The organism is Spirosoma harenae, assembly GCF_054776975.1.
Window position 1 is genome coordinate 1 of sequence record NZ_BAAHBD010000039.1, and the last position, 15,200, is coordinate 15,200.

Below are 15,200 nucleotides of genomic sequence, written 5' to 3' on the forward strand. Positions count from 1 at the left end.
GTGACCGAGTCGCCGGAACAGAGCGAGGTTCGATTGGTACGAATGATAGGGGCTGGTGGCGCATTGAACGGGACGTTGAGCGTGGTCAATGCGCCCGCACAACCAGTACCAGCCTGGCAGTAGGCAGAGTAATTGCTGGTCTGGGTGAACGACGAAATGATCCAACTACTACCCGTGGCAGAGGTGTTGGCAGGGCCACTCCATCGGACGGTACTGCCAGCCGGACAGCCAGTGGCCGTCAGGGTCAGACTTTGGGCTGTCGATGTCCCCGCCAGTTGGGCCGACAGGCTCAGTGAAGTGGGCAATGACAGGATCTGCACATTCACCGTCGATATCGTTGAGCAACCATAGGCATCGCGGCCCGTCACGCTATAGGGTCCACTCGCGGAAGCACTGATGGTGGGGGTAGTCGCGCCAGTCGACCAGCCATAAGTGCTGGCTCCACTGGCTGTTAAAGAGGTTGATTGGCAGGCCGTTAGATTCCCCGCAATACTCACTACAGGGAGATTGAGAATGATTATATCCGCAATCTGAGCCGGACCGGTACAGCCATTTTGCTGACAGGCCAGACTATAGCGGTAGGTGCCAGCTGGGTAATAGCCTGGATGGCCAATGATAGCATCGGTACTGATGGAGCCTGCTCCGGGCACCGGCCCATTGACATACGTCCAGACGGGAGTCCCGCTGGGGCACTGACCCGTTAGGACTATGCCAGTGCCTGCACAGAACGTACTACTGGTACCCCCATTGAGCCGAATGGGGGAAGGAGCCGGTGGGCTGAAGATGACCACATCCACCACTTGGGCTGGGCCGGTACAACCTGCCTGTTGACAGGCCAGGCTATAGCGATACATACCGACTGGATACTGACCAGGATGGCCAATGCTGGCATTAGTACTGGTGGAACCGGCTCCGGGTACTGGCCCATTGATGTACGTCCACAAGGGGGTACCGCTGGGGCACTGACCCGTCAAGAGAACCCCTGTACCTGCACAGAAGGTGTTGCTGGCACCCCCATTGAGCCGAATGGGCGTGGGGGCTGAGGGTGCAGGTTTAAGCGTTACCTGCACCTGTGTGGAATTGACACAGCCAGCCGGATCAGTAACCATGCACGTATACGTACCACCCTGATTTACAGCGAGTATATCCACATTTCGATTATCCGGCGTGATAGTCCCATCAGGTAATTTCCACCGTTGTATATACCCTGCCGGTACAGGCCAATGGTCCAGACCAAACGCCATCGAGCTCCCCTGACAAACAGTAAATTGAGTACCAATAGTGAAGGGATTTCCATTGGCGATCACATACGTTTGTGGAGGAGCACTGCCCAGACTGGAACTGGCCTGCCCCGTTGAGCTGTTGCCCAGCGGAGCGCCCTGCATGTCGGTAATGACAACTGTATGAAGGCCTGTTTTGAACTGAGCCGGTACTAGCCACTCGTAACCGTACTGATCAAAACCAGTGGTGCGACCCAATACATACTGCCGGATATCGGGTCGGCTTTGATTCGTGGTGATGGTATCAATCACCACCCCATCCATCAGAATACGTACTTTGCTGGGTCGTTCCTGACAGGTGGCATTACTGAGCCAGCCCCTAACCTTAGTGCAGCTTACTTCATCCACCCGACCATTATAGCTGGCTGGAGTGACATTAACCAACACCCTACTGGTACCCACACAGCCGTTATTGTCAGTGACCTTGTAGGTATAATAGCCTCCCTGGGCCGATTTGATGGCCTTGATTTCCCAGTTTTTGTCGGTTATGCCCAAGTTCCCAGCCGGATCGAACCACTCCTGTTTATAGCCAGGAAAGTTTTCCAAAGGCCAATAGTGGAGACCGAAGGCAATATTATCCGCTTCACACAAGGTCTGGGTAGATGCGCTGGTAAACGTCTCATTGAGGATACGGGAGTAGGGGGTCGCGTCGGGCTGGTAGAGCATGCGTCCCTGCATATTATTGAGGGATTTGCCCTGCATATCGGTCAGCATCAGAGCATGAGGTCCCTTTCGGTAAATCATTGGTACGGTCCAGTTGAAACCATACTGGTCATAGCCGGTCGTCCGACCCAACACGATCTGGCGAACATCGGGACGGGATTGGTTGGCCCAAATGGTATCGACCACCACCCCATCGAGCAGCACACGTACCCGGCTGGATTGGTCCTGGCAATTGTAGTTCACCAGCCAACCCGTCACGTTGGTACAGGTGGCTTCCCCAAAAGTACCGTTGTAACTGGCCGGGGTGACTGTGACAGTCACCTGAGCCGAGTTGATACAGCCAGTCGGATCAGTGACGATATAAGTGTAAACACCTGACTGCTTGATGGCTTTAATCTCCACATTTCGATTATCTGGGGTAATAGTCCCATCAGGCAGTTTCCAGCGCATGATATAGCCCGGCACTTGCCAGTGGTCCATACCAAAGGCCATCGGACTATCCTGGCAGACGGTGAAGGCGGTACCAACGGTAAACGGATTTCCATTGGCGATCACATACGTTTTGGGCGTTGCCCCGCCCAGGCTGGTTGTGGGCTGTCCTGTCGAACTGTTGCCCAGGGGATTTCCCCGCATGTCAGTAACCGCGACAGTGTGCGTACCCTGCCGGTACTGAGCCGGCACCAGCCATTCATAACCATACTGGTCATAGCCACTGGTCCGACCCAGCACATACTGCCGGATGTCGGGTCGGCTTTGATTCGCCCAGATGGTATCGACCACCACCCCATCGATGAGAATTCGTACTTTACTGGATCGGTCCTGGCAGGAGCCATTGGCCAGCCAGCCCCGAACCTTGGTACAGCTTACTTCATCGACCCGTCCGTTGTAACTGGTTGGGGTGACATTGACCAGCACTTGAGCCGTACCTACACAACCATTGTTATCGGTGACTTTGTACGTATAATTGCCCGCCTGAGCCGGTTTAATGTTTTGGATATCCCAGTTGGCGTCTTTCTGACCCAGTTTGCCAGTCGGATCGAACCATTCCTGAGTATAACCCGAAGGAAGCGGCCAGTAATAAAGACCGAAGGCCAAATTGCCACCTTCACACAAAGTTTGGGTTGAGGCATTCTCAAAGGGTTTGTCTAGAATGCGGGAGTACGCTTTGGTGTCAGGCTGGTAGAGTAGCTTACCCTGGGTGTTGTTGAGGGGTTTGCCCTGCATGTCGGTCAGCATCAGGGCATGCGGTCCCTTGCGGTAGATCATTGGAACGGTCTAGTTGAAACCATATTGGTCATAGCCGGTCGTCCGACCCAACACGATCTGGCGAACATCGGGACGGGATTGGTTGGCCCAAATGGTATCGACCACCACCCCATCGAGCAGCACACGTACCCGACTGGACTGGTCCTGGCAGTTGTAATTGACCAGCCAACCCTTCACAGCCGTACAGGTAGCCTCCTCAAAAGTACCGTTGTAGCTGGCGGGGATAACGGAGACCTGCACCTGTGCTGAGCTGGCACAACCTCTCGGATCGGTGACCAGATAGGTGTAGGTACCCGACTGCTTAATGGCCTTAATCTCTAAATTTTTATTTTCCGGTGTGAGGGTGCCATCAGGTAGTTTCCAGCGCATAGAGTACCCAGGTACCTGCCAGTGATCCAGGCCAAAAGCCATGGGACTATCCTGACAGACGGTGAATTGCGACCCAATAGTAAATGGGTTCCCATTAGCGATGACGTAGGTCGCTGGTGTCCCCCCGCCTATGCTGGTAGAGGGTTGCCCGGTCGAACTGTTCCCCAGGGGATTGCCCTGCATGTCGGTGATCGTCACCCAATGAAAACCCTGTTTAAATAGGTCTGGTACAGTCCATTCATAGCCATATTGATCAAACCCGCTGGTGCGACCCAGCACATACTGCCGAATGTCGGGTCGAGGCTGGTTCGCCCAGATGGTGGCCACGAGCTGTCCATCGATGAGAATTCGTACTTTACTGGATCGTTCCTGGCAAGTGGTGTTGACCAGCCAGCCCCGAACCTTGATGCAGGTTACCTCATCGACGCGTCCGTTGTAGCTGGCAGGGGTGACATTGACCTGTACCTGAGCGGTTCCTACACAACCATTGGCATCGGTGACTTTATAGGTATACTTTCCGGCTTGAGCGGGCGTGATGTTGTCGATGTCCCAATTGGCGTCTTTCTTACCTAGATTCCCAGCCGGATCGAACCATTCCTGGATATAACCCGAAGGAAGCGGCCAGTAATAAAGACCGAAGGCCAAAGGCGATGTTGCCTCCCTCACACAAGGTCTGGCTGTCTACATTCTCAAAGGGTTTTTCCAGAATGCGGGTGTAAGGACCGGCATCGGGTTTAGGCCGGCAATCACAGGTATTGACTTCGACATCCACCCATTGCTCTGTAGCCGAATTGCAGGAGTTCGTATTGATTTGTCGTCGCTGTCTGGTACCGACCGTCGTTGGTGAGCAACGGTAGTCATTCGTCCATGCCCAGACTACATTCGTTGACCGACAGGCACAAGAGTTATTTTCGACAATATCTCCCCAACGATCTCCCAGGTTAGAGCATTCGTTAAAGTCGTGCTGTTTCCACTGCCGATTGCCATTGTTGCACTGTATTTCCGTATTGCGCCAGTCGGGGACAGTAGAGCGACAGGCGCAGGTATTGTATTCGACAACATCCCCCCAGCGATCCCCTAAACCAGAGCATTCGTTGTAGTCGTGCTGACGCCACTGACGGTTTCCATTATTACATTGAATTTCCGTGTTACGCCAGTCGGGAGCGGTTGACCGACACGTACACGTATTATACTCGACTATATCACCCCATCGATCGCCTTGATTGGAGCATTCGTTAAAGTCGTGCTGCTTCCACTGGCGATTCCCATTGTTACACTCAATCACCGTATTGCGCCAGTCAGGGGCCGTAGAACGACAAGCGCAGGTATTGTATTCCACAATATTTCCCCAGCGATCCCCCTGGTTAGAGCATTCATTGTAATCATGCTGTTTCCATTGTCGGTTACCATTGTTACACTCAATCACCGCATTACGCCAGTCGGGGGCGGTGGAGCGACAGGCACAAGTGTTGTATTCGACCACATCCCCCCATCGATCTCCCTGATTGGAGCACTCGTTGAAGTCGTGCTGTTTCCACTGCCGATTCCCGTTGTTACACTGTATTTCCGTATTGCGCCAGTCAGGCTGATTAGAACGACAGGCGCAGGTATTATACTCGACCACATCCCCCCACCGATCTCCCTGATTAGTACAGTCATTGTAATCGTGTTGCTTCCACTGACGATTTCCGTTATTACATTGAATTTCAGAGTTTTGCCAGTTTGGGGTTTGTTTGCAGACACAGTTGTTCGCGCTGAATGTTCGCCATTCGGTCCTATTATACGAATATGAGCATGGATTGTCATCTCGAACCAGAATTTGCACGTCAGCGCCGTTACAACGCCATTGGCCGGTATCATTCCATTGGGGATCGCGATTCTGCCCAGCGCAGGGATCGGCGCAGCCAGTGAAGGTGGCGACATTACTATAGTTAGTGGAGTTGGGGCAAAAGCTGGTGCCACAGGTAACGTAGTACGAGCCGGGTTGGTAAATAGTTACCGAAGTCCCACCACTGCCTTCGACACCATTCCCATGCCAGGCAATGTTATTGGTACACCCAGTGACGGTTAGGGTGATGGCAGACGCTGAGGTCCGTGCCTGTGAACCACCCGGTGCAGCGGTGGCATACTGATTACAAATGACACCAGATCCAGGATTTACGCCGATGTAGCCAGAGGGGCCGTTACAGGATGGCTCACTGCCGCCAGGCTGGACGCCTATTGCATTGGTGCCTGCCTGCTGACCACCCGTTGTAGCGATCGTATAGGCTAATTTTCGATAGCACGCTGGCTGACTGGATTCCCGTACAAATAAAAAACCTGATGTTTTGGTGACGCGCAGGACGTTGTTCGAGCTAAACGTGATGCTGTCTGCACTATAGCCATACGTGGGCGATGCATTCTGGATGAGTACAGTTAGGGAGGTAGCCCCTTTCACCGTTGGGCCAGTCAGTACTCTTATAGGTTTGGTCAGTAGCTGACACCCCGTATCTGTAGCAGCAACCAGCCTTGCTCCAACCAGACTGACAGGTTCCTCACGCACGGTTTCCAGTCGGAGTTCCTGTTTCTTTTCAAATAAGCTGGTAACTGATGCATCTTTGGGGCCACGAAGTAAGGTAAATTTGGCATTGGCCGCTGGCTGAACAAATCGACCTCGTAGATGGTAGGCAATCGACGTTATTCCGTCCTGGCGGAGTTCGGCGCCAATGTATTCATAATAATCTCCGCCCGTTTGTTCGAAACCTTCAGGTATCAGCAGTTTTACGCTAAACGAACGCTGGCTTTCAAAAAAGAAAAGCTGACTGGGTGTAATGGGTAATAGCTCGGCTGTAATTAACAGATCCACCTCTTCGCCTACCTTCAGATATGTTTTGCTAGCATGCAGGGTAAATCGGATCGGATCCGGTCCAAGAGGTTTTCGCCACGCTAATGAGAGTGGCTTTGGAAGAGGCAGTGGCGCAATAATCGACAAACTACGCGGGTCATCTACCCAATTCGGCTGTAGATTTTCGGTCTTACCCGACAGAATTGGTTTGCCTGAATGCAGCCGGGTATGCTTGAGAATAGCAGGAGGAGACGTAGCGTTTCGGGCTAAACCAAGCTTTTCCTTCACGTTTCCGGAAGGGTCATACGAGCCATTCGCGGACTTAGCGAATAATGAACAACAAACAAATCCAACCAGAAAAGCTAGTAAAAAAAATTTCATACAATGACTCTATCGCCGATACATCCCGACTATTCATTGTCGTGAATCGGCAAGATATGTGCCATTATATTCTTTTATAATTCTCTATAAATAATATATATTTTAAAAATTTATTACTTATATTATTTCAAATGATGATTAAGTTACTATTAATAACATATAAGAATATTCTCTTCTTCCCGTTGAAAATTTGAAAAATTAGCTAGCCGATTAAGTTATTGATTTAACAAATTCAGTAATACCCTCTTCTCTTGACTGGACCGATAAATTCAGTCAATCTTAGTTTAATGAACTAGTAGAATTCGGACCGTCAGGTCGGACAATCTATGCTTGGTATAGGATTTGTGAACGCTGATTTTGTTTTCGCATCTCAGCGTTCACCTATTGCTATCTTGAATCTTCGTACCTACCCATTTTTCAGACTACTTCTCATAAAGCAGTATATAATAAGTTTCAGCATATATCAGTAATAATTTGCCCATTTGGGTGTATTGCCGTTTTTATTAATATATTTAAAAGGCAATTTGATGACATTTTAATAAACAACGAATATCAATAAGACAACTAACTCATTAGTATTGCAGCCGCATTAAAGCTACAATTAATGAGAAAACAATTACATACACATGCTCAGAAAAGCCAATCCCCAAGTTGGCGATCACTAATTTCATTACTCCTTTTAGGCATCAGCCTTGTTTCCTTTACAGACGGTACGCATAAACCAGGCGAAGAGTCTCGAAAATCATCGACACCCCGACCAGTAAAAGAGCAACCTGTTCATTCATTTGATGCAGATCCAATCAAATTCCTCGTCCGAGCGGATAAACCAATAGTTTTAGTGGGCGAAGAAGTTACCATCACCTTAACAGCCCACTATCTGAATATCCATTCAGCCTTGTTATTTACAACGGCTGGTTCAACTGGTTTTCGGCTAAAAGCCATTCTACCGGAAGGATTTGTGCAAACGGGTGGAGATTATACCGACTATATCGGCACAGAATTATCAGCGGTTCAACCAACTGTAACCTATACGATAAAAGGCTATTTCAGCAAAGCGGGTAGTAAAAACGAATTTCGACTACTCCGTGGCTCCTACTATGCCGATGCCACCAGTCTGTTTGTCGAAAAAGCAAGATTGGTCGTACAAGTCAATTCAGCAGAGGCAGGTGCCAAACAACAGAAGAGCGCTCGCTCCGCCGGTGCTTTAGCATTTCAGATTGTAGGGTATGACTGTAACTCTGGACAATTACAGTATCAGTTTACAGGTGGCAACGGATCACCTATTGATGTAACACTGCCGGGCATAGTTGGCGGCACGATGAGCGCTGATGTAGTGGCGAATTACACCTTTCCGGGCGACGGTCGAGTAGGTAGAACAGTTACGGGATACGCTGTTCAATCGGGTAATCGGATCGACATCAATTTTACCAATGGTTGCAACCTAACAACAAATCCGAATCCGCCTTCGAACCCAAACCCGCCAACACAACCCAACAATCCGTCGAATGGCAATCTGGCTTTCCAGATTGTAAGCTATGACTGTAACTCAGGCCTACTCCAATACCAGATAACCGGTGGCAATGGCTCCCCCATTGATCTGGTTTTGCCGGGAATCTTTGCAGGCACAGTGAGCGCGAACACCGTAGCCACGCACACATTTCCCGGCGATGCCCGTACAGGTCGGACCGTAACAGGATCTGCTAATCAGTCCGGTAATCAAATTGCTATTAGCTTCACCACAGGGTGTAATCTAACGAGTAGTTCAAACCCACCTTCTAATCCAAATCCGCCAACACAACCTACTAACCCAACGGGCGGCTCTCTGGCTTTCCAAATAGTAAGCTATGATTGTAATTCTGGCGTACTTCAATATCAGATAACAGGTGGTGACGGCTCACCTATAAATTTGAGCTTACCCGGAATTTTCGCGGGTTCGGTGAACGCAAATATGGTATTTAGCTATACGTTCCCCGGTGATGCCCGAACGGGTAGAGCCATGACAGGTTCAATAAGCCAATCGGGCAATCAGATCTCGATTAGTTTTACCACAGGCTGTAATCTGGTAACCAATACACCAACTACAAGCACAGGTTCAGGAAATGTAGGCGGTGGTGTCGATAATCCAACCGGAGGCTGTGGCACAGGTAGTGGATTAACGGGTTTCTATAACAATAGCACTGATTTATCGAAAAATCTAGTAGCGATTCGAAATGATGCTCAAATTAATTTCAACTGGACCAGTTCCCCTATACCTGGCTTAGTTACCACCAATGGATTCTCTATTAGTTGGTACGGCCAAATAGAAGCGCCTGTTAGCGGAAATTATACGTTCAAAACTAACAATGATGATGGTACTCGCTTATGGATAAACGGGCAAATACTAATTGACGACTGGACAGGTCATGGTCCTACCTGGCAACAGGGAAGCATTTATCTAACAGCTGGGCAGCGATATGATATAGTCATAGATTTTGTAAACCTTGGAGGAGGAGCCCAATCACAACTTTACTGGGAGTATCCAGGTCAGAGCCTACAACTTGTTCCAGGATGTCGATTATATCCTACAGATAGGTCTAACCAATTCGACGCAAATAGAGGAAATGTGTGGGACTATCAACTCGGCAGTTTGACAATCAGGACCGATTTGATGGGGCAAGTTTACGCTAGTAACCTTAGAAGTTGGCCCTGGCCCAAGAACCCAACAAAATGCCCCAATTTAAATCCTAAACGACCTAAAGTTCCTAAGCAGCAAAAGCCTAAAACGCAAGAAGTTGAGGAAGATGAAGAAGAATGCGAAGAAGAAGGGAGTCCAACACCGGTAATCGTAATCACAATCTGGCCAATACCAACTGAAAATGAACCTTCTACTCCATTGACCGACAACCCGAGAGGAGGTGGAGGCAATCCAGAAACCAATCCTATTAATGATACAGAAATAACTTACACAAATCAACCTATTCCAACAATAGCCAACTTAGAGGGCATTGATTGTGACAAAATTAGCGGTTGGGCTTTTGCTAAAAATGGTGGTTATGCGTATTTGGACATTTACATTGCAGATGTCTACGGGCGATTTACCAAAGTTACCACAATAAAAGCGAACAAAGCCTCACGGCCCGACGTCCGAGCCGCCTTTAACAACAATCCTAATATTCCTCTCGATTGTGGCTTTGTATGGGCTATTCCCGACGCTTACAAAGATGGGCATCGTTTAACCGTCAAGGTCGTACCGGCTAACAACATATCACCTACGGGTAATATTCAGAACTCACCTATCACCTCTCCAAGTGACTGCAATAAGCCAACGACGACAAATCCAATTAGTCGGCCACCTTCCTGGAAAGATTTCCCTAATTTGAAGGATTTGAGTGACCAATATTTTTTGAATAACTATGTAGTAGTTGGACCTGAACGGCCAATAAATATTGCCGACAAACTCAATTGTTTCGGTACGGTCCCCGCTGACTCAAAGTACAAATACAGTGTCACATTGTATATTGATCAGCCAGTTAATGGAACAAGAGAAATTGCAAACTTTAATCCCAGTGCATCTTATAGAAGACCAGGCCATACTTACCTTGGGTTTGAGCGTTATGATTCAACGACCAATCAAGTAATAAGATTAGTAGCAGGATTTTATGTAAAAAATGAGTTGATTGCAGCAACCAGTGTATCTACTGATAGCGATTGGGGTGATGACGGTGGAACTCCCTACGATGTTTCCTTAAAAGTGAACCTGTCTGCTTCTCAATTCAAGGATGTTATTTATCAAATAAAAAATCTGGGAAGCCCCAAATACAACTTAGTAGACAACAACTGCACAACATTTGCATGCAAGGTTATTTCTCCCTACATCACCCTTCCTGACGGACAAGGTTATATTGGTCCCCTTGGAAAAGGATACAATCCGGCTGATTTAGGACAAGATTTACGCGAGAACAAGTCTGCATATGGAAACAAAATCACCGTTACTGACAACTCAGTTTCTCCTAAAAGTGTAAATTGTAATTGAGATCTGCAATGAAAAAGCTATCAAATAACTGTACTGTCCACAATTACTTTAGGCTTATAAAAGCTCTTATTATAATCATTATTCTGCTCTTTACTTGCATCACCTATAATGATTCGAAATTTAACTGGCCTATTATTATTTGGTCTACAGCGGCTTTACTAGCTGGGCCAATTTTTACAAAGCTTGCTTACTTACCAGTTGTAATCAGTTGGCTTTACCTATGGGCAGTCATTTTCAAATGGGGTCTTTATCGGCGCGTTGCACTATTAATGAGTATCGGTGTATTATGCTCAATCATAATACTTCAGGGATACGAATTATTTGTCGCTGAAAGCCCAGAATCCATTATTAGAAATTACTGGTTTATAGGTTCTGGAACAATATTTTTGTTCGGTTCGGTTTTCCTACTTTTTCAAATCCTTGATACTAAGAAATCAAAACAGTAGTATTCCGTTTTCCTACGAGCTATACTGCCAACTTAATTCAGATGCCGTTTTATTTCTGCGCAAAGCCAGTTGTCCACAAGGCGATTCAGGGTGTCGCCATAACAGCCTTCGAATTGCTATTGGGTATAATCTTAACCAAGCTGAGCAAGAACGCTTTGCGGCAAGTTTTGGAAAGATTTGGTATAACGTAGACTAAAAGCGATTTATAAACCAGTCAGGGCTAAGTCTTCTTGGTCCTGACTGGTTTATGGCTTTACGAATCATTTCTTAAACACTTGATCGACTATCCCAAAGAAGGCTTTAATGAAGTAATTCATTAAAACGAACATTACCTTATTACTCGATGTTTGTACTGCCGTTGGCAAAAATCCTAACGTCCCACTCGACTGTGGTTTTGTGTGGGGGCTATACCCGACGCTTACAAAGATGGGCATAAATTAACCGTCAAGGTCGTACCGGCTAACAATATATCGCCTACGGGTAATATTCAGAATTCGCCTATTACTTCCTCGAACGACTGTAATAAGCCGAATACTACTGATCCCAATGACCCAAACAACCAACCAACTGATTCTCCAAATCTGAATACGCCCGAGATTCGAGCTTTAATAAATTTTTATGCTGAAATACAGAACAAAGGCATTAGCTTCACCGATGACGAAAAAGCCGTTATTGCTAAATATCCCGATTTAATGAATAGAATCCGGGATTATGTGAATCAGACTGGGAATAAGCCGGACTTTGTTGTTTTACTTGACAAATATTTAGAAGATACTTATGCTTTCGTTACAAGTCCAGCAGAAAGGGCTATTCTAGCCGATAGGTCTTGGCAAGACCAAATCACCTTTCGTCTTAATGCAATCAACGCTTCTTTAGAGGCCGTAGTAAGATTCAACGTGACCAACTGTCAGGACAATGCTTGTAATGCCTATCGTCATGCCTTTTTCAATGCCTTAAATGCACAAAGTTTTACGGTCGCTGTTGCCAGGCAGTTGGGGCAAGCCAGAGAAGGCAATAGGATGATTGATCCCAATTCACTTCTCCCTACAAATTTTGTTTGTGATCCTGACAATGCTGAAATAGCTGCGGCTTATATGGATCTGTTTAATAATGAATGGGGATATCGGGCGTTTAATCAATTCCAATCGCAGGGAGGAAATCTCTCGGCCATTGTCTGGACAATGGCGAACAATGGTTCATTGAGAAACGCTCGCGGCTGTCCCTAATCTCTTTATTAATCCAAGCTTATACTCAGATGCCAAAATACGTAATGCTTATCCTGCTTAGCGGTATACTCTCTGGCTGCTTTTTAGATCACAAGCAGGTCGCCATCCAGGACGTTTCAAAGCCAACCTCGTGGACCTACCGGCTGATTCCAGGCGTACTGGTTGAACGCCAGTTCAGTGTCTTAATTGATGGCGAACTTGATACTATGGCGGCATTAGAGATGCAGACTAAGCTTGTAGGATTCCCCAATAAGGAGGGAACTATAGCTTCTACCTACATGAAATTACCAAAAGGTAAATTCAAATTATACTTAGACGCTGATGAATCTGGCGAGGAGCGGTTTATTTACCACCCATTCTTCGCCAAGAATGGGTGGATAAAAGTGCAGATGACTGCGGTCGTTTGGGATACCAAGGACTCCTCACGAACCTACATCTCTACAGTGCCCGGCCATGGTGGTATTAAGATTTTGCCTAAGTCCGAATTGTGGTAACATAGAAAATAAAAGGTTCCTGAAAGCCCCCTTTAGGAACCTTTTCAGACAAGTGCTGGATAATTAAGCTCAACTGAGATGATCAAATACTTCATCCTCATCCTGCTTTGCTGGAATTGCAATAGTACACTGGAGGATTTTTTTACCAGCACTATGGCTCAATGGCTGCTTGAAAAAATCCTCCAGTGTATTATTGCAATTCCACTAAGGGATTGATGCATTATAAAGGAGGCTTGAAACTCTAATCGCTTAATCCCAACCAATGAAAATTCAACTGCTAATCACCGCTTTACTTTTGCTAGTATGGGGCTGTAAACCCAGCCCTGTTACTACGGAATTAATGGGCTATTCCCTTCATTTTCCTATCAATCTTGCTGAGTTACAAAAGCAATACCCGAACGGACATACTGTCTACAGTAACCGATTTGTAGATTCCACTCAGGCGATTAAAGTGGAATGGTGGTTTAACGTTTGGGGTGATACAGGCAATAGTGACCCAAAAAATGAACCACATGGCGTGGTTATGTTCCTAAAGAATAAAGAAGCTTCATTCGATTCGGTTAAAACAGCCCTAGAGAAGCGCTACAAACAGACTTTGGAACCGCTTGTTTTTACCAAATCGAATGGAAACTTCTCCAAAGTGAAGCCCATTTATGTCTGTCATATCAGCGAAGATGCCTTATTGGTATTGACAAAAGCGGATAGTTACAGTCCTGAACGGAACAGTTTAGAGATCGCTATTGGCTATAACTTGACAAAAAAGCAGCTGGAAGCTTTTGCTTTACTAAGCGGTCCTATTTACGATGATAAACTATAAAGTAAACAGCGCCGGGTTGAAAGACTCGGCGCTGTTTACTTTATTTCTGCTCAACCAAAAGCATCTGATCGTCTTTTCGTTTAAGTAGGTAACCGCCCGACGTTTTTACAATAAAAAACTTCATTATCTCACGATCAATTAATTGTGTCTTTCCTCCTGCTTCAAATGAAATTGATCTAGGCTGTAACCACAGTGAATCTCCTGTAAATCGCCAACTAAGCGGACTGTCTTTAATGATAGTAGTTCCTCTTTTCGTTCGGAACGTAGCCCTAGCGTCTTTGTGAAAGAGCAATAAAAGCTGTAAATCATTTCCAGCCTTAGTGGTATCCCCTTCCAGCTCCATAATGAACGTCTTATTGGTCAAATCGATTACTTTTTGTCCCGAAGCCAGAAAGGGAGTAGAAAGTAGCAGAGTTAGAAGGCAAATAATTTGACAGACAACCATGGAACTGACTTGTTAGAAAAAATAACCCTACTCTAGGTCTGTAATTTGTAATTGATATCGACCGTAATATTAACTAAATATACCATTGTTGCATCAGAGAAATCGAACTCGTTATGATGATAAAGCATAACTCAGCTCTGTTTGATTTTACTACTTTATAACTTGCTTCCTAAACAACTCATCACTCATCTTGACCTTGCCAAAATATATACTGACATAGTGACCTATTCCCCTTTTTTACCTTCACAATCAGTCGTTTACATCTTTTTTTGGGCTATTTTTCTAATAAAAAAATTGACAATTCGGTGACTCCGTCAGGAATTGGTTATCTAAGGGATTTGCGCAACATCACAAACGTTTGCGTTTAATCCCTACTAACCCATGAAAAGAAGTATCGTACTATCTGTGCTGTGGATAGTATTCTGGAGTTGCAAACCCAAACCTGTCCAAACAGAACTAGCTGGGTATAAAATAAAATTTCCCATTACAATGGCCGAGTTGGGACAGAACCACCCATGTGGCTCTTTAGTTGGTCATCACAACTTTATCGATTCCAGCCAGTCTGCCAGGATAGAATGGCAGTTTGACGAATGGGCCGATGCCGGGAATCAAGAGCGAAGGAGTCAGCCTTATGGCGTCGTGATTTTTCTAAAAAATAAAGCGAATCAATTGGATTCACTAAAAACAATTTTAGAAAAACAATACAGGAAAAGCCTAAAGCCAATGACAATCTATAGCCCAAAAGGAGAATTCATGCATTTTGACCCGCAAATCTATAGGTGTGAGATTACAGAGGGGACGAGTCTGATACTCACTAAAGCGGCTCGCTATCGTGGAGATTCCTGGAGCCAGTATAATAGCCTACGAATTTCGATTGGCTACAACCTTAATAGACAAGAAGAGGAACTGTTTGCGGTAACAGGTAGAGGTATTCACGAAGAAATAGATTAAACCAAACGGAGCCGAGTTTTGCAACT

General features: G+C 46.4%; 9 protein-coding genes. 5 read left to right on the top strand and 4 right to left on the bottom strand.

From position 1 onward, the window contains the following. The 3 genes from ACYVE4_RS29970 to ACYVE4_RS29980 all read right to left on the bottom strand — a co-directional run. The coding region (locus tag ACYVE4_RS29970) for a hypothetical protein (RefSeq protein WP_461044103.1) at positions 1-3,209 on the bottom strand (3,209 nt) is incomplete at its 3' end. Between the two features lie 9 nt (positions 3,210-3,218). After that, positions 3,219-4,223, bottom strand: coding sequence for a hypothetical protein (locus tag ACYVE4_RS29975; protein WP_461044104.1), 1,005 nt, complete (start codon positions 4,221-4,223; stop codon positions 3,219-3,221). Continuing rightward, on the bottom strand, positions 4,144-6,783 hold the full coding sequence (locus ACYVE4_RS29980; RefSeq protein WP_461044105.1) for a hypothetical protein: 2,640 nt from the start codon (positions 6,781-6,783) through the stop codon (positions 4,144-4,146). Before ACYVE4_RS29980 ends, ACYVE4_RS29975 begins: the two co-directional genes overlap by 80 nt. A 604-nt stretch (positions 6,784-7,387) precedes the next feature. Here ACYVE4_RS29980 and ACYVE4_RS29985 point away from each other — a divergent pair. The 4 genes from ACYVE4_RS29985 (at position 7,388) to ACYVE4_RS30000 (ending at position 13,778) form a co-directional block, all read left to right on the top strand. Then, positions 7,388-10,795 (top strand): PA14 domain-containing protein, encoded by a 3,408-nt coding sequence (locus ACYVE4_RS29985; protein WP_461044106.1) that lies wholly within the window; start codon positions 7,388-7,390, stop codon positions 10,793-10,795. An 844-nt stretch (positions 10,796-11,639) separates the two neighbouring features. Beyond that, entirely contained in the window at positions 11,640-12,467 is an 828-nt protein-coding gene (locus tag ACYVE4_RS29990) for a DUF6973 domain-containing protein (RefSeq protein WP_461044107.1), read from the top strand. Positions 12,468-12,496: 29 nt separating this feature from the next. Beyond that, positions 12,497-12,961 (top strand): hypothetical protein, encoded by a 465-nt coding sequence (locus ACYVE4_RS29995; protein ID WP_461044108.1) that lies wholly within the window; start codon positions 12,497-12,499, stop codon positions 12,959-12,961. 262 nt (positions 12,962-13,223) lie between these two features. Then, positions 13,224-13,778 (top strand): hypothetical protein, encoded by a 555-nt coding sequence (locus tag ACYVE4_RS30000; RefSeq protein WP_461044109.1) that lies wholly within the window; start codon positions 13,224-13,226, stop codon positions 13,776-13,778. Positions 13,779-13,818: 40 nt separating this feature from the next. On the opposite strand, the gene ACYVE4_RS30005 is transcribed toward ACYVE4_RS30000, so the two are convergent. Further along, entirely contained in the window at positions 13,819-14,223 is a 405-nt protein-coding gene (locus ACYVE4_RS30005) for a hypothetical protein (protein ID WP_461044110.1), read from the bottom strand. 381 nt (positions 14,224-14,604) lie between these two features. Between ACYVE4_RS30005 and ACYVE4_RS30010 the strand changes: the two genes are divergently transcribed. Continuing rightward, on the top strand, positions 14,605-15,174 hold the full coding sequence (locus ACYVE4_RS30010; protein WP_461044111.1) for a hypothetical protein: 570 nt from the start codon (positions 14,605-14,607) through the stop codon (positions 15,172-15,174). Positions 15,175-15,200 lie beyond the last annotated feature (26 nt).

Coding starts and splice junctions, on each gene's coding strand:
- ACYVE4_RS29985 (WP_461044106.1), top strand. CDS start 7,388: ATGAGAAAACAATTACATACACATGCTCAGAAAAGCCAATCCCCAAGT.
- ACYVE4_RS29995 (WP_461044108.1), top strand. CDS start 12,497: ATGCCAAAATACGTAATGCTTATCCTGCTTAGCGGTATACTCTCTGGC.
- ACYVE4_RS30010 (WP_461044111.1), top strand. CDS start 14,605: ATGAAAAGAAGTATCGTACTATCTGTGCTGTGGATAGTATTCTGGAGT.
- ACYVE4_RS29980 (WP_461044105.1), bottom strand. CDS start 6,783: ATGAAATTTTTTTTACTAGCTTTTCTGGTTGGATTTGTTTGTTGTTCA.
- ACYVE4_RS30005 (WP_461044110.1), bottom strand. CDS start 14,223: ATGGTTGTCTGTCAAATTATTTGCCTTCTAACTCTGCTACTTTCTACT.
- ACYVE4_RS30000 (WP_461044109.1), top strand. CDS start 13,224: ATGAAAATTCAACTGCTAATCACCGCTTTACTTTTGCTAGTATGGGGC.